Source organism: Streptomyces sp. ISL-12 (assembly GCF_018614415.1).
Classification (GTDB): domain Bacteria; phylum Actinomycetota; class Actinomycetes; order Streptomycetales; family Streptomycetaceae; genus Streptomyces.
Window position 1 is genome coordinate 1 of the sequence record NZ_JAGGOO010000112.1, and the last position, 17,800, is coordinate 17,800.

The 17,800-nt window shown below is 75.0% G+C and carries 13 protein-coding genes and 1 pseudogene; 11 read left to right on the top strand and 3 right to left on the bottom strand.

What is annotated here, in order from left to right; translation table 11 throughout:
* The 3 genes from J7I94_RS28450 to J7I94_RS28460 all read right to left on the bottom strand — a co-directional run.
* The coding region (locus J7I94_RS28450; RefSeq protein ID WP_215171510.1) for a PadR family transcriptional regulator at positions 1–766 on the bottom strand (766 nt) is incomplete at its 3' end.
* A 1-nt stretch (position 767) separates the two neighbouring features.
* A complete protein-coding gene (locus J7I94_RS28455; RefSeq protein ID WP_215171529.1) occupies positions 768–1,673 on the bottom strand; it encodes a DUF4097 family beta strand repeat-containing protein in 906 nt (301 codons plus the stop codon).
* Positions 1,674–1,829: 156 nt separating this feature from the next.
* Entirely contained in the window at positions 1,830–2,012 is a 183-nt protein-coding gene (locus J7I94_RS28460) for a DUF6104 family protein (protein ID WP_215171512.1), read from the bottom strand.
* 257 nt (positions 2,013–2,269) lie between these two features.
* Here J7I94_RS28460 and J7I94_RS28465 point away from each other — a divergent pair, with 257 nt between their 5' ends.
* The 11 genes and pseudogenes from J7I94_RS28465 to J7I94_RS28515 form a co-directional block, all read left to right on the top strand.
* Positions 2,270–2,776, top strand: a complete 507-nt coding sequence (locus J7I94_RS28465; RefSeq protein WP_215171514.1) for a CU044_2847 family protein — start codon at positions 2,270–2,272, stop codon at positions 2,774–2,776.
* An 80-nt stretch (positions 2,777–2,856) separates the two neighbouring features.
* Entirely contained in the window at positions 2,857–4,968 is a 2,112-nt protein-coding gene (locus J7I94_RS28470; RefSeq protein ID WP_308114733.1) for a trypsin-like peptidase domain-containing protein, read from the top strand.
* Positions 4,969–5,128: 160 nt separating this feature from the next.
* Positions 5,129–6,154 carry a MoxR family ATPase gene (locus J7I94_RS28475; RefSeq protein ID WP_215171518.1) on the top strand — a complete coding sequence of 342 codons (1,026 nt, stop codon included), beginning with the start codon at positions 5,129–5,131 and terminating at the stop codon, positions 6,152–6,154.
* A 7-nt stretch (positions 6,155–6,161) separates the two neighbouring features.
* Complete coding sequence (locus J7I94_RS28480) at positions 6,162–9,593, top strand: SAV_2336 N-terminal domain-related protein (RefSeq protein ID WP_215171520.1); 3,432 nt, start codon at positions 6,162–6,164, stop codon at positions 9,591–9,593.
* A 104-nt stretch (positions 9,594–9,697) separates the two neighbouring features.
* Entirely contained in the window at positions 9,698–9,871 is a 174-nt protein-coding gene (gene fxsA, locus J7I94_RS28485) for an FxSxx-COOH cyclophane-containing RiPP peptide (protein ID WP_215171522.1), read from the top strand.
* A 93-nt stretch (positions 9,872–9,964) separates the two neighbouring features.
* Entirely contained in the window at positions 9,965–11,215 is a 1,251-nt protein-coding gene (locus tag J7I94_RS28490) for an FxsB family cyclophane-forming radical SAM/SPASM peptide maturase (protein ID WP_215171523.1), read from the top strand.
* Positions 11,215–12,666 carry an HEXXH motif-containing putative peptide modification protein gene (locus tag J7I94_RS28495; protein WP_215171531.1) on the top strand — a complete coding sequence of 484 codons (1,452 nt, stop codon included), beginning with the start codon at positions 11,215–11,217 and terminating at the stop codon, positions 12,664–12,666. The genes J7I94_RS28490 and J7I94_RS28495 overlap by 1 nt, the downstream gene beginning before the upstream one ends.
* A 155-nt stretch (positions 12,667–12,821) precedes the next feature.
* Positions 12,822–15,863, top strand: coding sequence for an FxSxx-COOH system tetratricopeptide repeat protein (fxsT, locus tag J7I94_RS28500; protein WP_215171525.1), 3,042 nt, complete (start codon positions 12,822–12,824; stop codon positions 15,861–15,863).
* Between the two features lie 106 nt (positions 15,864–15,969).
* Positions 15,970–16,350 carry a CU044_2847 family protein gene (locus tag J7I94_RS28505; protein WP_308114734.1) on the top strand — a complete coding sequence of 127 codons (381 nt, stop codon included), beginning with the start codon at positions 15,970–15,972 and terminating at the stop codon, positions 16,348–16,350.
* On the top strand, positions 16,347–17,288 hold the full coding sequence (locus J7I94_RS28510; protein WP_215171527.1) for an AAA family ATPase: 942 nt from the start codon (positions 16,347–16,349) through the stop codon (positions 17,286–17,288). The genes J7I94_RS28505 and J7I94_RS28510 overlap by 4 nt, the downstream gene beginning before the upstream one ends.
* 7 nt (positions 17,289–17,295) lie before the next feature.
* Positions 17,296–17,800: pseudogene (locus J7I94_RS28515) on the top strand (hypothetical protein); the annotation flags it as partial.

Consider the following 17,800-nt stretch of genomic DNA (forward strand, 5'->3'; position numbering starts at 1 on the left):
GGTCTGAGGGGGTGGGGTGTGCGGGGGTGGTGCGGGTGAACGGCCAGTCCTTGCCGAAGTCCCCTACCTCCTTGGCCAGTTCGCTCAGGCCCTCGCGCAGGCCCGTCGGCCAGTCGCCCCGGACGAAATGGTCCTGTACCTGCTCCTGGACGCGGCGGGCGATGCGCTGGACCTCCTCCTGGGCCTGGGTCCGGGCCCACTCCTGGGCCTCCTTCGCCTGGCGGCGGGCCCGCTGGGCCTCGTCGCGGGCCCGGCGGCTCTCGTCCTTGGCGCGGCGGGCCTGTTCCTTCCACTCCTGCTTGACGCGGCGCATCTCCTCCTTGGCGGTGCGCCACGCCTCGGATGTCTCGTGGTCGGCGGAGGTGGTTCCGGCGCCCCGGCGGGCCGCGGAGGCCGCCGCGCGCATCTCGCGGCGCAGGTCGCCCGCCGCGCCCCGTACGTCGGCCTGGATCTCGGCGGCCAGTTCGGCGACCGACTCCCGGATCTCCAGTTCCAGATCGGCCAGTTCGGCACTGCGGTCGGCCAGTTCGGCGCGGCCGGCGTCGGTGATGGAGTACACCTTGCGGCCGCCCTCGGTGGTGTGGGTGACCAGGCCCTCGGCCTCCAGCTTGGCCAGGCGGGGGTAGACCGTGCCGGCCGAGGGGGCGTACAGGCCCTGGAAGCGTTCTTCGAGGAGGCGGATGACCTCGTAGCCGTGGCGGGGGGCCTCGTCGAGCAGCTTCAGGAGGTAGAGGCGGAGGCGGCCGTGGGCGAAGACGGGGGGCATGTCAGAGCACCTTCTTGTCGGTCGTCGGGCCGTCGGCCGGGGGGCCGGCCGCGGCGTCCGCCGGGGAGTTCGCCGTCGCGTCCGCCGGGGGGTGCTCCGCTTCCGCCGGCGGGCGGCGCAGCAGCGCGATCGAGCCCGTGACCGTGGTCGCCTTCAGACGGCCGGTGCCCGCGCCCAGGCGTCCGGTGATCCGCTTGGCGCCCCACTGGCCGGTGACCTCGAGGTCCTCGAAGGCGCTGGAGACCGCGCCGCTGGCCGTGTTGGCCTCCACCTCCGCGTCGGCGGGCTGGGGCAGGCGGATGGCGATCTCGCCCGAGACGTTGGTCAGGCTGATGTCGGTGGGACGGCTCGCCGGGTCGCAGTCGACGATCATCGAACCGTTCACCGAGTCCGCCCGGACGGAGGAGCCGGCCTCCACGACGGTCAGGTCACCGGAGACCGAGTGGAAGCGCAGGTCTCCGGTGAGGGCCTGGGCCTCCACGCTGCCGGAGACCGTGTCGGCCCGTACCGGGCCCGCGAGGCCGACGAGGGTGGTGTCGCCGGTGACGCCCCGGATCTCCGCGTGGCCGTCGAGGCCGGAGAGCACGGCCGTGGCGCCGACCACGCCGACCTCCACGCGCGTGTGCGCGGGGACGGCCAGGGAGACCACCGCGCTGCGGCGCCGGCCCCTGCGGTCGAACCACTTCAGGAAGTCCTTCCAGGGCAGGTCCTCGTAGGCCACCGTGAGGGTGCCGCCCTCCTGGTCCACGATCAGGGGGGCGCCCTCTATCGCGGAGACCTCCAGCCGGGCGGGGCCCTCCTCCGTGCCGACGACGTTCACCGTGCCGTCGACGACGCGTACGTGGAGTTCGCTCACGGGGGTGTCGAACGTGAGCCTGCGCGGTTGCGTGACGGACCACTCGGGCATGGTGCGGACCTCCTGACGACGCGCCATATCGCGTCTCCTCGTATTCACGATATATCGCGCGAGGGGAAAGTCAACACGCTCGTTCGGGTGGTGGTGCCGCACGGCCCTGCACGGTCTCCGCACGTCTCCGCATGTCTCCGCGGGCTCGGGGCGCCTCTACTCCTCGTCCTCGTCGTCGTCCAGCCGGGCCAGCCAGGTGGCCAGGCGTTCCACCGGGACCTCGAAGTCCGGGTTGAGGTCGACGAACGTCCGCAGCTGCTCGGCGAGCCACTCGAAGGTGATCTCCTCCTCGCCGCGCCGCTTCTCCAGCTCCTCGATGCCGCGGTCGGTGAAGTACATGGATGGTGCTCCGTCGGTCGGCGCAGGGGTTGGGAGCGTCCCGTGCGGGAAGGACCCTGTTCCTGCGGGAAAAAGAGGTGACGTCTTTCCGCCCGGTGCTGAACCGGACGGGAAAGACGGAAGAGGACAGGAAAAAGGATAGGCGCAGGGAGGGGTGCGCCCCGTGGGGCGGCCGAAGCCCTCGCGCCGGCGGAACCCGGCGGTTAGCCTCGCAGGGCGACCGGCTTCAGGGGGACGCGGGGGAACGGGGGACTTCCATGGGACGGGAAGTGACGAGAGTCGCACGGATCGCGTTACCGGACGGGACGCCGGTCTGGGCCCGGATCTCGGGCGGGGAGGAGCTGTCCGGGCGGCCGGGCGGGCTGGCGTACAGCGACACCGGGTTCGCCGAGCGGGTCGAGGCGAGCGTGGAGAGCCTGCACTCCCTGGTGACCGGGGTGGCGCGGTCGCTGGCGGAGCCGCTCCGCGCGGTGCGGCCCGACGAGGTCAGCGTGCAGTTCGGCATCGAGCTGACCGCCAAGGCCGGCAAGGTCGTCGGCCTGCTCGCCGACGGTGAGGCCAAGGCCGGCATCACGGTCACCCTCACCTGGAACAGCGGAGCGGCGGTGCCGTACGCGCCCGGCGACGGTACGGAGGACGCCGGGGGAACCGGGGGAACCGGGGGCACATCGTCCGGCACGGGCGGCGGCGCGCGCGACGGCGCGTCCCCCGGCGCTGCGGGGCACGACGGTGCCGGGAGCCCCACGGCCGGGGGCGGGGCATGACGAGCGGGCACGCCCCAGGCGCACCGAGCGCCCTCGATGCCGCCCGGCGTGCGCTCAGTGGCCTCGTCATGGCGGCCACCGTGCGCATTCATCGGTCGGGGGCCGGGTATGCCCTCGACGAACCCGCGTCGTTCCTCGGGAGCGGCTTCTTCGTCGCCCCCAACTGGGTTCTGACCTGCGCGCACGTGGCATGCGAGGGGGAGGGGGGCGAGGTCGCGGTGGTCTACCAGCCGGCGCCGGGACGCGGCATGTCCGCCGTCACCGGCCACGTGGTGGCGATGCTGCCGGACGGTCCCGCGCCCCCGGCCGGCAACTGGCCGCCCCCGGACCTCGCGCTGATCCGGCTGGGCGCGCCGGTCGACCACGAGTGCGTGTACGTCTCCGAACGCCCGCCGGCCTACTACGCCGACGGCAAGGTCCTGTACGCGGGCTGGACGGAGGTGGACGGCCGGCTCCAGATGCTCTACGGCCCCCTCACCGTCCAGGGCACCATCGGCGGCTGGCCCTCGGACGTGCAGCTGCGCCTCGGTGAGAACGACCTGCCGCACGGCGTCTCGGGCGGCCCCGTGATCGACCCGGAGCGGGGCGAGGTCATCGGCCTCGTGAAGTCCCAGGCGCACCACGCGCGCGGGGGCACGTCCATCGGGCTGGAACAGCTGCGGACGCTGCCGGTGCCCGCCGAGCCCCTGACGGCCGAGCACGACGACCTGTACCAGGCGGTGTTCCAGGCGCACGACCGCTACCACCGGGACCGGCAGCGCCACCCGGACGCGCGCCGCCAGACCTGGGCGGACGTGCAGCGCCAGCTCGGCGCCCGGCCCGGCCGCACGCTCAGCCCGGACGAACGGGTGCAGTTGCTCGGCCGGCTCGCCGACCTGCCGCCGCCGGTCAGCACCCACGCCCTGCTGGACATCCTCGACGGCCTGCCGGACTTCCAGGCGTCTCTGTCGCTGCCCGCGCCGCGCGGCTGGCGGGACGGTCTGGGCGCCCTGTACGAGAGCGTCCGCGACGACGGCGCGCTCGCCCTCCTCCTCGCTTACGCGGTGGAGGCCATGGTCGCCGAGCGGCCCTATGTCGCGCCCAGCACCCCGGCCGCCGAGGAGGCCCTGTGGGACTGGGTGTGGCAGGCCGTGCAGCGGCTCGGTGCCCGCCAGCGCCGGGAACTGGCCGCGCAGCGGGCCCGCGGGCTGAGCCGGCGGGGGCCGCGCGTGCGGCGGGGCGCGCCCGGCACGGCCCACGGGCGGCCGGCGGCGGCGCGGCCGGCCGTGCTGGTCGAGCTGGAGCAGCGGCACTGGGAGCCGGACCACTGCGACTGGTCGGTCTCCGTCCTCTCGCCCGACACCGAGGCGCGCCGCCTCGACGACGGCGAGCAGGCCCCGCTGGGGCGGCTCGCCGAGCGGCTCGCGACCCCGCTCACCGAGGCGTTCCGGCACTGCGACGAACCTGGCCGGCCCGCCGTCCTCCAGGTCGCCCTGCCGTACTCCCTGCTCGGCCGGCTGGCGGCCGACGAGTGGCGGCTGGGCCCGGACGCGCAGCCGGTGGGCGCGCTGCGCCCGGTCGTGCTGCGCTGCTCCGACCGCGGCCGGCTCGCCGAGGACGACGCCTTGGCCGAGGACGAGGACGAGGACGAGTACGCGTACGAGGGCGAGTACCAGTACCAGTACGGGTACGAGGGTGCGGACGCGGACGGCCACGCCTACGGGGACGACGGCGTGCCCCGGCCGCCCGACCCCGAGGAGGAGCGCCGGGCCCGCTGGCGCTGGCTGCACATGCACCGGGCTTCGGTCGAGGTCCTCGACTGCGACGAGGGACTGCGCAAGCCCGTGCCCCGCCTGGAGGAGCTGCGCGGACTGCCGTACGGCACGGTGCCCGTGCTGTGCCGCTACGGCGACGAGCGTTACGACGACGACGCCGCGGCGCTCGCCCGGATCGTGCGCGGTGGTTTCGGCGTCGCCCTGTGGCGCCACCGGCGCAGCCTGCCGGAGGAGGTCTGCGGGGAGTTCCACCGCGGTACGTTCGACGAGATCGCCGGCCCGCCGAGCGCGCACCAGCTGCCCGAGGTCGTGCACGACCTGCGCCGCAAGCTGCGCGTCGGCCAGACCGAGACCTTCTGGGCCGCCGGGATAGCCCTGCTGTACGACGATCCGCACCAGCCCCTGCCGGGCGCGGGCGACCTGCTGGAGGCTCCTTGAACGCGCCTGCCTCCGGGGGCGCGCCCCCGCCCGCGCCCCTGTCCGAGCCCCCGCCCGCCCCCGAGTCCGTCTGCCTCCTTACCAGGCCCCTTGGGCATCGATACCGTGAGGGGCGTTCGAGCGGCTGCCCCTGTGGACGAGTGACGACGAGGACCGGATCATGACCGAATCCAGTGAGTGGCTCATCTACCGGGGCGCCGGCGAGCCCCATGACGGCATCGAGCGGCTCCCCGCCCCGCCGCCCTGGCGCGACTTCGCCGGCCGGGACGGGGCGGCCGGCGCGGGCGACGGTTCCGAGGACCGCAGGCTCGGTGCCCACCGGCACATGGCGGAGCTGCACCGGCCGGGCGCCGAGGAGCTGGAGATGATCAACGCGGCGCTGTACCTGCGCCGCCCCCTGCTGGTCACCGGCAGCCCCGGCGCGGGCAAGAGCACGCTGGCGCACTCGGTGGCGTACGAACTGGGCCTGGGCAATGTGCTGCGCTGGTCCATCGTGAGCCGGTCCAGCCTCCAGGACGGGCTCTACCACTACGACGCCATCGCCCGTCTCCAGGACGTGCAGATCGCCGCGCAGGGCGGCTTCGGTTCGGCGGCCGGGGCGCCGGGGGCCGTGGAGGGCATCGGCAGCTACATCCGGCTCGGCCCGCTCGGCACCGCGCTGCTGCCGTCCGACACCCCGCGCGTGCTGCTCATCGACGAGCTGGACAAGAGCGACATCGACCTGCCCAACGACCTGCTGAACGTGCTGGAGGAGGGCGAGTTCGCCATCCCCGAGCTGGAGCGCATCGCCGACCGGCTCCCCGACGGCGAGGCCGAGGTGCTCACCGCGGACGGCGTGAAGGTAAGGGTGCGCGACGGCCGGGTGCGCTGCCGTGCCTTCCCCTTCGTGGTGCTGACCAGCAACGGCGAGCGGGACTTCCCGCCGCCCCTGATGCGCCGTTGCATCCACCTGGAGCTGGGCCGCCCCGACCACCGGCGGCTCGCCACCTTCGTACGGGCCCATCTGGGCGACGAGGCGGCGCGCGCGGGCGACGACCTGATCACCCGGTTCCTGGAGCGGTCCCGCAGCGAACTGCTGGCGGCGGACCAGCTGCTGAACGCCATCTACCTCACCGGCGCCGCGGCCGCGCCCAGCCGCGACCGGCTCGCCGACCTGCTCATCCAGCGGCTCGACCGCCCGAGGTGACGTGCTGATGCCCGACGCAGCGGCACGTCACGGCCCCGGGCACCCCGGCCCGCCCGACGCCGGCCCCCTCGCCGAACTGGTCCGCCGGCTGCGGGAGATCGGCCTCGATCCGGACGCCGAGCAGCTCCGCGACGCCCTGTGGCTGGCCGGCTGGGCCCGCCCCGCCGACGCCGCGGACGTACCGGAGCCGCGGGACGGCCGGCCGAAACCACCGCCGGTCCCGCCGCGCGACCGGCCCCCGGCCCCGCGGCCGGACGACGGGGCCCGGTCCGCCGTGCCCGAGGAACCGCCCCCCGCCGACCCGGCCGACCGGCGCGTGGCCCTCTACCCGGTGCCGCGCGCCGGGGCGTCGGGCGGTACCGGGCGGGCCCGCGCGCTGCCGGTGGGCGTACCCGCCGCCCCCGTCCTGCCCTCCCCGCTCGAACTCCAGCGCGCCTTGCGCCCGTTGCAGGGCTACCGCAGCCCCGCCCCGCCCCGGCGCACCGAGCTGGACGAGGTCGCCACGGCCGAGCAGAGCGCCCAGGCCGGCGGACTGATCCTGCCCGTCCACCGCTCGGTGACCCGGCGCGACGCCCGGCTGCACCTCGTCCTCGACGCCTCCTCCTCGATGCGGGTGTGGGGCCGGCTGTTCGGCGAACTGGAGCAGATCTTCGGCCAGTTGGGCGCCTTTTCGGACATCGAGGTCAGCCATCTGCACCAGAGCCCGGACGGCGGCGCCGCGGTCAGCCGCAGCCCGGACCCGCACACCGCGCCGCTGCACTCCGCGGACCGGCTCAGCGACCCGACCGGACGCCGGATCGTCCTGTTCGTCAGCGACTGCGCGGGCCCGCTCTGGCACAGCGGCCACGCCCACCGGCTGCTCCACCACCTCTCCCGGCAGGGCCCCGTCGCCGTCCTCCAGCCGCTGCCGCAGCGCATGTGGAACCGCACCCGGCTGCCCGTCACCTTCGGCGAGCTGTCCCGCGGCGACACCCTCAGCGGCGCCGCCTCCTTGCGCGTACGCGTCCCCGGCGGACGGCCCGCCGCCGCCCGCCGGGGCGCGCTGCCGGTGCCCGTGCTGCCGCCCGAGCCGGTCGCCCTCGGCGCCTGGGCCCGGCTGCTGTCCGGGGCCGGCACCGGTCCGGTGCCGGGCGCCGTGGGCTGGGTACGGGCCGCTCAGCCGCCCGCCCCGGCGCCGCGCGCGGACCGGCAGCGGACGCCGTACCAGCGGGTCAGCCGGTTCACCTCCGTCGCCTCCCCGGCCGCCGGGCGGCTCGCCGTCTACCTCGCGGCGGCGCCGCTGTGCCTGCCGGTGATGCACCTGGTGCAGCGCACCATGCTGCCCGGCTCCGGCCCGTCCGAGCTGGCCGAGGTGCTGGTCAGCGGCTTGGTCACCCGCGCCGGCCCGGAGTACGGCACGGACGGCGTCCAGTGGTACGAGATCGAACCGGACGTGCGCGAGGCCCTGCTGTCCCGCCTCGGCCGCGACGAGGCCATGCTCGTGCTCAAGCACTGCTCGGAGTACATCGAGCAGCGCTTCGGCAAGGGCGGCCCCAACTTCCCCGCCCTCGCCCTGGCCCAGCTCGGCGACGGCGACGGCGGCGGCGGAGGCAGTGGCGGTAGCGGCGGCAGTGGCGGCAGCGGCGCCGGTGGTACGGGGCGCACCCAGGGCCGCGGCGTCCGCTACGTCACCGGGGACCCCGAGAACGGCGACGACGGCGGCGGTGGCGAGGCCGACCGGGTGCCGCAGCCCTTCGCGGAGATCGCCGCCCGGGTCCTGGAGCGGTTCATGCCGCTGCCCGAGCAGTTCGCCCTGTACGACGGCCGCTCCGCCTACCCCGGCCGCACGGCCGTGCCGCCCGCCGACCGGCCCCCGCACCAGGCCGTCATCCGGGCCCGCGACCTGCTCGCCCGGTTCGACGACGAGGGCATGGTGCAGGACCTCATCGACGCGGTGCAGTTGCTGCGCGGCGCCACCGAACACCAGGGCACGGCCGGCACCGACCCCACGCTGTGGGCGGAGTACGCGCACTGCACGCTGCGCCTGTGGGAGGTGCAGGGCGGCGACGCCCTGCTGAGCGAGGCCGAACAGGCCGCCGAGCGCGCCGCCGCGCACCCGCACGCCCTGCGCGAACGCGCCGTCCTCGCGCGCGTGCTGCACGCCGCCGCCACCGACGCCCGGCAGCGCGGCGACCGGTCCGGAGCCCAGGAGCTGCTGCGCCGCGCCGACCGGGAGTACGCCGTGGCCTGCGCCGCCCCCGGCCTGGACGAGCGGGAGGCGCTGGAACTCACCCTGGAGCGGGTCGGCGCCCTGGAGGCCCAGTGGCGCCTCGGCCGGGACAGCGCGCTGCTCCAGGGCGCGGTCGGCATGCTGGAGGCGTTCGCCGACGCCTGGCCCGACCGGCACGGCCGGCCGGCCGAACTCCCGCTCGCCCACGGCCGGGTGCTGCTGCGGCTGGCGGAGGTGACGACCGACCCGCCGCAGAGCCGGCTCTACGCGCAGCAGGCGGCGCACTCGCTGGGCCGGGCGCTGGAGGCCGGCGCCCCCGCCGACGGCGCCGCCACCACCGAGGCCGCCCGGGCCCGGGTGCGGACCCTGACCGACCTGGTGGACGCGCTGCTGCGGGCGGGCGGCCCGCTCGACGTGGCGCGGGCCCGCGTCGACGAGGCCCTGGGCGTCGTACGGGAGCAGGGGCAGCGGGCCGCGCTGCTGGTGCGGGCCGGGCGGATCGCCGAGGCGCGGTACGCCGACTCCGGGGAACCGGCCGAACTGCAGCGGGCCGCGGAGTGGTTCGGGCAGGCCGCGCAGTGGATGCCCCGGGACGCGCCCGCGCACGCCGACGTGCTCGCCGAGTGGGGCGAGGTACTGCTCAGGCTGGCGGCCCTGGAGAGCGGCGCGCGGTCCCGGGAACGGCTGTCCCGGGCGATCCGGGTGCTGCGGGACTGCCGGATGGAGACCCCGGCGGGCAGCCCGCTCGCGGCCCACCGGCTGCTGCTGCTCGGACGGGCGCTCATGCACCGGTACCAGGTGCGCGGCGACCGGGTGGACCTGCGGGAGGCCGAGCACCTCCTCGGGCTGGCGGCGGCCGACGCGGACGACCCGCTGCTGGCGGCGCGCTGCCGGCTGGAGCTGGGGCAGGCGCAGTTCGAGGCGTACCAGAACCTGGGCCGGGCGACCCGGCTGGACGTGGCGGCCGACGTCTTCCGGGCCGCCGCCGAGTCCGCCGGGCACGCCGAGCGGGAGGCCGAAACGGAGCGCCGGCGCCAGGAGGCCGTGGAACTGGCCGCGCAGGCACACCACTGGCGGGGTATGTCCTTCGAAGCGGCGGCGCGTCCCCGGGCGGCCCGGGACGCCTACCGGGCGGCCCGCGCCCAGTGGGCCCGGCTGCCGCAGGACCGGCTGGGCACGGGCGAACCGACGGCACAGCAGACCGCGCAGCGGCTGGCCGAACTGGAATGAGACACCGGGCACACCGGGCACACCGGGCGGTTCACCGGCCGGGTGTACCGAGGGGGCCTGTAGGACCGAGGGGTCCGAGGGGACCGAGGGAGAGGAACGGGGACATGGGCGCAGCGTACGAGTCCGGCGCCGGGGAGCCGCTGCCGGACCTGCTGGCACTGGGGCTCGCGGAGCTGGGGTCGATCGACCACCCGGTACTGCGGGAAGTGCTCCGCGAACTGCGGGACCGGGCGGCGGAGCCGAGCGACATGATGTGGGGGTTCGACAACTCGTTCTGATCAGGCCAAGTTCGACGGCCCCGGGTTTCGGCCGGGTGCCGCGCCGGGCAGTTCGTTTCATACGGCAAGCGCCGTGGCGCGGGGGCGTACGGCATGGCGGGGGTGGGTGCAGGAGTGTCCGGACAGCCCATTCCCTTCCGGCAGTTCATCGTCAAGACGCACGGCCGCTGCAACCTCGCCTGCACCTACTGCTACCTGTACGAAGGCCCCGACAGCGGCTGGCGCGACCGCCCCGCCGCCGCCTCCGCCGACGTCCTGGAGCGCACCGCGGGCCGCATCGCCGAGCACGCCCGCGCGCACGCCCTCGGCGACCTCGCCCTGGTCCTGCACGGCGGTGAGCCCCTGCTGGCGGGCGCCGGCACCCTCGCCCGGTTCACCGACCGGGTGCGCGAGCGCGCTCCCGCCGGGTGCGCCGTGCACGCCGTCGTGCAGACCAACGGCACGCTCCTGACCGAGGACCGCCTGCGCGTACTGACCGACGCCGGCGTCCGCGTCGGCATCAGCCTCGACGGCGGCACCGCCGCGCACAACCGGCGGCGCGTCGACCACGCGGGGCGTCCGTCCTGGCCGGCGGCGGTCCGGGGCGCCCGGCTGGTCGCCGACCGGTTCCCGGCGTCGTACGCGGGTGTCCTGACCGTCGTCGACCCGGAGCTGGACCCGGTCGAGACGTACGAGTCGCTCCTCGCCCTGCGTCCGCCCGCCCTGGACCTGCTGCTGCCGCACGGCAACTGGTCGGCCCGCCCGCCGGGGCAGACCGGCGCCCGCTACGGTGACTGGCTGTGCGCCGTCTTCGACCGCTGGTGGGCGGCGGGCCGGCGCGAGACGCGGGTGCGGCTCTTCGAGGAGTGCGTGGCGCTGCTGCTGGGCCTGCCGGCGGCCGGCGAGGCGCTGGGCCTCGCGCCGTTCGACGCGGTCGTGGTGGAGACCGACGGGTCCATCGAGCAGGTCGACTCCCTCAAGTCGGCCTACCCGGGCGCCGCCGAGACCGGCCTCGACATCTTCCGCCATGCCTTCGACGAGGCCCTGCGGCACCCGGGCGTGGCCGCCCGGCAGGCGGGCGCGGACGCCCTCGCCGGGCAGTGCCGGGCGTGTCCGCTGCTGCGCGTCTGCGGCGGCGGTCACTACGCCCACCGCTACCGGGCCGGACACGGCTTCCGGAATCCGTCCGTGTACTGCGCCGACCTCCAGCGCTTCATCCGGCACGTGGCCGGGCGGCTGGCGGGGGCGGCGGCAGCCGTACCGGCAGTCGTACCGGCTGCGGTGTCCCCGTCGTCGCCGCTGTCCTCACCGTCCCCGTCGTCCCCGCTGTCCCCGCTGTCCCCGCGCGAAGGGAGCGCTCCGTGATGTTCCCGACGGTCCCGGACCAGATCCTGGCCGAACTGGCCCGTACCGAGGGCGGCCCCGACGCGCTCGGCCTCCTCGTGCGCGACCAGGACACCCGGCGGCTGCTGGTGCTGCGCGCCGTGCTCGACGCGGCCGAGGCGGCCGGCCCGGCGGTGTGCGACGCGGGGCGGAAGGCACGGTTGCGGGAGGACTGGGCGATGCTGGCGGACGCCGACGCGGCCACTGCCGCCGCGGACCCGGTACAGGGGACGGGGGCGGAGCGCCCCCTCACCCCCGCCCGTGCCCGGCTGTTCCACCCCCTCACCGGCCCCTGGGCGCGGTCCTGCCTGCGCGGTCTGGACGCGGGGCGCGGGACCCCGGCCGAGGCCCGGGTCCTGCGGCGCGACCTCGCCCACTTCAGCGCGGTCGCCGCCGTCGCCGCCGCCGAGGCGGGCCTGCCGTTCGCCACCCGGCTGACCGCCCGCGCAGGCGTCCTCACCCTCCCGTCCCTCGGCGCCCTCCACACGGCGGCCTACGGCGACGTACCGGTCGACGTCACCCACCGGGACGGCGTCCTGACCATCCGCCAGCCCGACGCGCCCGACGTCCGCGTCCACCTGGAGAACGGCACCGGCGCCTGGTCGGGCGCCCCCGCGTGGACGCCGGCGCACGCGCTCCCCGGACTGCTCCCGTCCGCCCCGCCCATGCCCCTCGACGACCTCGACCCGTACCGCGAGCCGCCCTACAGCACCCACCGGGGCAGCCTCAGCGGCGCGGCCACCCTCGACGACGCGGAACGCAAACGGTGGCTCCAGGCCTGGAACGGCACGGCCGTCGCCCTGCGCTCGGGCGGCGCCCACCGCCTCACCGAGGCCGCGGCGCTGCTGCGCTGCCTGGTCCCGCTGGAGATGCCGCCCGACATCGGCACCGGCCGGGGCAGTTGCAGCGCCACCCGCCGCGAGGCGTTCGGCGCCCTGCTCAGCAGTACGCCCCCCGACCCGGTGACCTTCGCCGCGACCCTCGTCCACGAACTCCAGCACGCCAAACTCGCCGCCCTCACCGACCTGGTGACCCTGCACCGGGCCGGCCCCGAGGCCCGCTACTTCGCCCCCTGGCGGCCCGACCCCCGCCCCTACGACGGCCTGCTCCAGGGCACCTACTCCCACCTCGCCATGGCCTCGTACTACCAGCGCCGGGCCCTGCTCACCCGCCCGCCGGAGCGCGACTGGGCCTGGGCCCAGCACGCCCGCTACCACGCCCAGGTCGGCGCCGCCCTGCCCGCCCTCGTCGGCTCGCCCGACCTCACCGTGCCCGGCCGCCGCTTCGTCGACGAGATGGCCGCCACCTACCAGCGCATGGCCGACCATCCCGCGCCCCGGGACCACACGGCCCGCGCGCAGGCGTATGTGAAATCGGCGCGCGCCCTGTGGATCCAGCGCCGCGCTTCCGCACTCCCACGGCCGAATGAGTGAGGATGCCTGCGCGCGCCGCCCAGGTGCGGAAAGATCGTCTGACCGAGGTACGTCCCCGTCGAGCCGACGGACCCGCGTAGGACTCACGCATGACCTTACGTACGACGCGCCGAGGTCCTAGGATCTGTGGTATCACGCGCGCTGGAGGCCGCTGCATGTCTGGAGCTCGTAAGCCGGTCGGGCCGACCGAGAGGGGGGCCGCGAAACAGACCGTCACCATCCACTTCGCCGGCTTCAACCGGGCCTGGGCGGCCTGGATCGGAGACCGGCTGGAGCGGCGCGGGCTGCGGGTGGTGTATCTGCGCTGGGAGTCCCCGGCGGACGTCCCTCTGGTGGACCTGCTGGACGACCTGAAGCTCGCCGAGGGCCGCATCCTGATCGTTGTCAGCGAGTGGTACTTCCAGCTCGGGCCGCGGTCCCACGAGGAGTGGAACGAGGCGCTGCGCGAGGTCGTCGCCCCCGACCCGTCCCGCTTCGCCGCCGTCTCCGTCACCACGGCCACCATCCCGTCGGCCGCGGCGGTGCTCGGACCGGTGGGCCTGACCAACATGGGCGCCGAGGAGGCCGAACGGCGCCTGCTTGACCGGCTCGACCTGCCGTCCGAGCCGCTGCCCGAGCCGGCCGCCACGGCGCGCCGGGGACCGCGCTTCCCCGCCTCGATGCCGGACGTCTGGGGCTCCGTACCGCGCCGCAACACCCGCTTCACCGGCCGCGAACCCCTCTTCAACGAGGCGTACACCCAGCTCCAGAACGCCGAACCCGGCGCCGGCGTCGTCACGTTCTTCGGCATGTCCGGCGTCGGCAAGACCCAGCTGGCGGCCGAGTACGCGCACCGGTTCGGCTCCGAGTACGACGTGGTCTGGTGGGTCAACGCGGAGAGCCGGGTCACCTACCGGCGCCAACTCGCGGAACTGGCACCCAAACTGGGCCTGCAGACGGGCCAGGAGTACGGCGAGCGGCTGCGCGCCGTCCGCGACTCCCTGCGCCGCGGCGATCCCTACTCGCGCTGGCTGCTGATCCTGGACGGCGCGGACGAACCGGACCAGATCTGGGACATGGTGCCCAGCGGCCCCGGCCACGTCATCATCACCTCCCGCAACCCCGAGTGGAGCGAGCACAACAGCCGCCTGCTGGAAGTGCCGGTCTACGCCCGGGACGAGTCGGTCGCCTTCATCCGGCGCCGCGCGCCGCGGCTGACCGAGCCGGAGGCGCACAAGCTGGCGGAGGCGCTGGAGGACCTGCCGCTGCTCCTCGACCAGACGGCCGGCTGGCTCAACGACTCCGACATGTCGGTGGAGCGGTACATCGGCATGCTGGAGGACGGCGTCGACGGCCATGTGGTCAAGGTGTCGGCGGACTTCCCGCTCGCCTTCCAGACCGCCTGGTCGATACTGCTGAACAAGCTCCGCGACACCGTCCCGGAATCCGTCGACCTGCTGCGGCTGTGCACCTTCTTCGCCCCCGGCTTCATCCCCGTACGGATGCTGCGCGAGACCCCGGGCGACGAACTGCCGGAACAGCTCGTCCGGCTCTTCAACGACCCCTTGCTGTGGAACCGGGCGATCAACCAGCTGCGTACGTACTCCGTGGTGCGCCTGGAGTCCCACGAGATGTCCGGTGACGAGTCGGCGTCCTCGGGCGAGTCGCTGTACCTGCACCGCATGGTGCACCAGATCGTCAACAACGACATGCCGGAGGCCGACCGCAAGGAGTTCGTCGACGTCGTCCGCCGGGCCCTCGCCGCCGCCGACCCGCGCCGGCCCACCGACCCCGACCTGTGGCCCGGCTACGCCGAGATCGCCCCGCACCTCAAGCACGCCGACGTCCTCCAGAGCCGCGACCCGCAGGTGCAGCGCCTGGTCTTCAACTGCCTGCGCTACATGTACTTCTCCGGCGAGTACCGCTCCGGCGTCAAGCTCGCGGAGCGCGCCATGAAGGCATGGCGCCCCCTGCTCGGCGAGACGCACCCGCGGATCTGGGAACTGGCGTACCACTACACCAACCTGCTGCGCGGCAGCGGCGACTACACCCGCAGCGAGTCGCTCAGCCGGGCCGCCGTCGACCACCTGCGCGAAGAGCGCGGGGAACAGGACCTGGAGTACCTGCGCGCCGCCTCCGGCCTCGCCGCCGACCTGCGCGGCCTCGCCCGCTACGACGAGGCGCTGGAGATGTCCCAGTGGGTGCTGGCCACCTACCGCGAACTCCTCGGCGAACAGGACTCGCGCACCCTCAACGCGCAGAACAACCTGGCCGTCTCCCTGCGGCTGCTCGGCTGGTACCGGGAGGCCCTGGACGTCGACAAGCAGACCATGGAGGCACGCCGGCAGTTCCTGCGGGCCCGGCACACCTTCACGCTCAACTCGGAGATCCAGTACGCCAACGACCTGCGGCTGCTCGGCCGCTACGGCGAGGCGGAGTCGATCCAGAGCAAGAACGTCCACGAGGCGCGGACCGTGCTCGGCCGTGACAACCAGCAGACCCTCAGGGCCGAGTACAACCTCGCCATGTGCCGGTACCGCATGGGCGACCGCGACCGCAGGCGGGACCGCGGCGAGGGCCCCCAGGAGCCCGGCGCGCTGTTCGCCAGCGTCCTGGAGCGGGGCGAGCGGGTGCTCGGCGAGACCCATCCGCTGACGCTGATCTTCGCCACCGGCCAGAGCTGCTACGCCCGTGAACACGGCGATATCGACCAGGCCCGCGAACTGAGTGAGGCCGTCGTCGCCCGGTACGAGGTGATGCACGCCGAAGGGCATCCGTTCACCGCCGGCGCCCGTGCCAACCAGGCGCTGATCCTGCGCAACGTCGGCGAACGGGAGCACAGCCACGCCCTCATCGAGCAGGCGCTGGCGGAGATGACCGAGGCCGTGGGCGAGCGTCACCCCTGGACCCTGGGGTGTGCCCTGAACGCCTCCGCGCTGCGCAACCTCATGGGCGACGTCGAGGGCGCTGCCGAACTGAGCCGGCAGACGGTGGCACGGGCCACCGAGTGGCTCGGGCGCACGCATCCGCTCACGCTGTCGACCCGGGTCGCCTACGCGGCGGACCTGCGAGGGCTGCGGGACCGCCGGCAGGCGGAGAAGGTCGAGCAGGAGGTCCTCTCCGACCTCGACGCCACCCTGGGCAGCAAGCACTCCCACACCGTCTCGGCCCGTTCCCGCAACCGGCCGTACTGGGACTTCGAACCGCAGCACACCTGATCGTCATCTGAACGCCCGGCCGGTGCGCATAACCCCCGGCGCACCGGGGAATGAACCGGGTCACTCAACACGCAGGCGGCACACGTGAGTTGCATCAGGGGGACGTGTGGTGATCTTAGTGGGGCCCGTTCCGGCGGGCACGGACGGGCCCATTCCGGTCGAGGTGGACGTGGAGCCCGGCACGTCTGTCGACGACGGGCTGGACCTCGTCTACGGCGGCGAGGAGACCCGGGACGGCGCCGGGCAGCGTGTCGTCCGGGTCGCCCGGGACGTTTACACCGACGGGCTCGATCTCGCCAGTCGGTGCGCCGCACAGGCCGTACGGCGCTTCGGGGAGCTGGAGGAGGCGCTGCGGCCGGACGAGATCGAGCTGCAGCTCGCCATCAAGATCGACGCCGGGGTCGCCGCCCTGGTCAAGAGCGGGGCCGAGGCACAGCTCCAGATCACCCTGCGCTGGCGGACCGCCCCGGACGGGGCCGCGTCGTGACCGGCGTCCCGCCGGGCGTGCGCATCCTGCCGTACTCCCGGGTCGTGGGCCAGGACGAACTGAAGCTGGCGCTGGAGCTGAACCACGTACTGCCCCGGATCGGCGGCGTGCTGATGGCGGGGCCGCGCGGTACCGCCAAGTCCACCCTGGTGCGGGCCTTCGCGCTGATGGCCCACGGCGAGCTGCCGGTCACCCTCCCCATCAACGCCACCGACGACCGCGTCCTCGGCGGCTGGGACCTGGACGCCCTCATCCGCGGCGAGGCGCGTCCGCAGCCCGGGCTCCTGGAGGACGCGGCGGACAAGGGCATGCTCTACATCGACGAGGTCAACCTGCTCGACGACCACCTCGTCGACATCATCCTGGACGTCGTCTCCACCGGCGTGCTGTCGGTGCAGCGCGAGGGACTCGCCGCCGCCCGGCACCTCTCCTTCGGTCTCGTCGGCACCATGAACCCCGAAGAGGGCGGCCTCAGACCGCAGTTGCTGGACCGCTTCGGGATGATGGTCACCGCCGGACAGCTGGACGCGGGCGACCGCTACCGGCTGATCCGCACCGTGCTGGACTTCGAGGAGGAGCTGGCGCGGCCGGACTCCGAGTGGCTCGCCGCCGCCCGGCGGGACGACGCCGCCCTCCGCGACCGGCTGGCCGCGGCCCGGCGCCGGGTGGCGGACGTCGCCGTGCCGGACGACGTGCTGCGGCTGTGCGGGGAGGCGGCCGACCGGACCGAGGCCGTGGGACAGCGCGGGGAGATCGTCGCCACGCTGGCGGCCCGCGCCCTCGCCGCCCTGGAGGGCGCCGACCGGGTCGGTCCCGGGCACGTGCTGCGGGTGCTGCCGATGGCCCTGCGGCACCGGCGGCCGGAGACCACCCACGGCGGCACCTTCGACTGGGGGCCGGAGGACCAGGCCCGCGTCAAGGACCTCTTCGAGGTCTGAACCGGTCATGGTCACCGAGCCACCCGCCCCCGCCGCCGACCCCGCCGCCGACGATGCCGCCGACCCCGTGCGGCGGCTCGTCCACGCCCTGGTCTGCGCGGCCGCCGAGCCCGCCCTGTCCGGCGTCCTCCTCCTCGACCTGGAACCCGGCCTCCTCGACCCGGTCCCCCGGCTGTTCACCGGCCTGCTCACCGGCACCGCCGAACCGGCCTGGACCGGTGCCGCCGCCGACCCGGCCCGCACCACCGCCGCCGACCCCGCCCCCACCGGCACCGCCGACCCCGCCCGCACCACCCCCGCCGACCCCGCCCCGCCCCCCGTCGTCGTGGGCGCCGCCGGCCGCGACGAGGACCTGTGGACCCGTACCCGGCTGCGGCGCGACACGCACGGCATCACCTTCCGTACCGAGCCAGGCCCCCTCGTCGACGCCGACGGCCGCCCCGGTCCGCCGCCGCTGGTCGTGGTCCCGCACCTGCCCCCGCCGAGGGTGGCCGGGATGCGCGCCGCCGTCC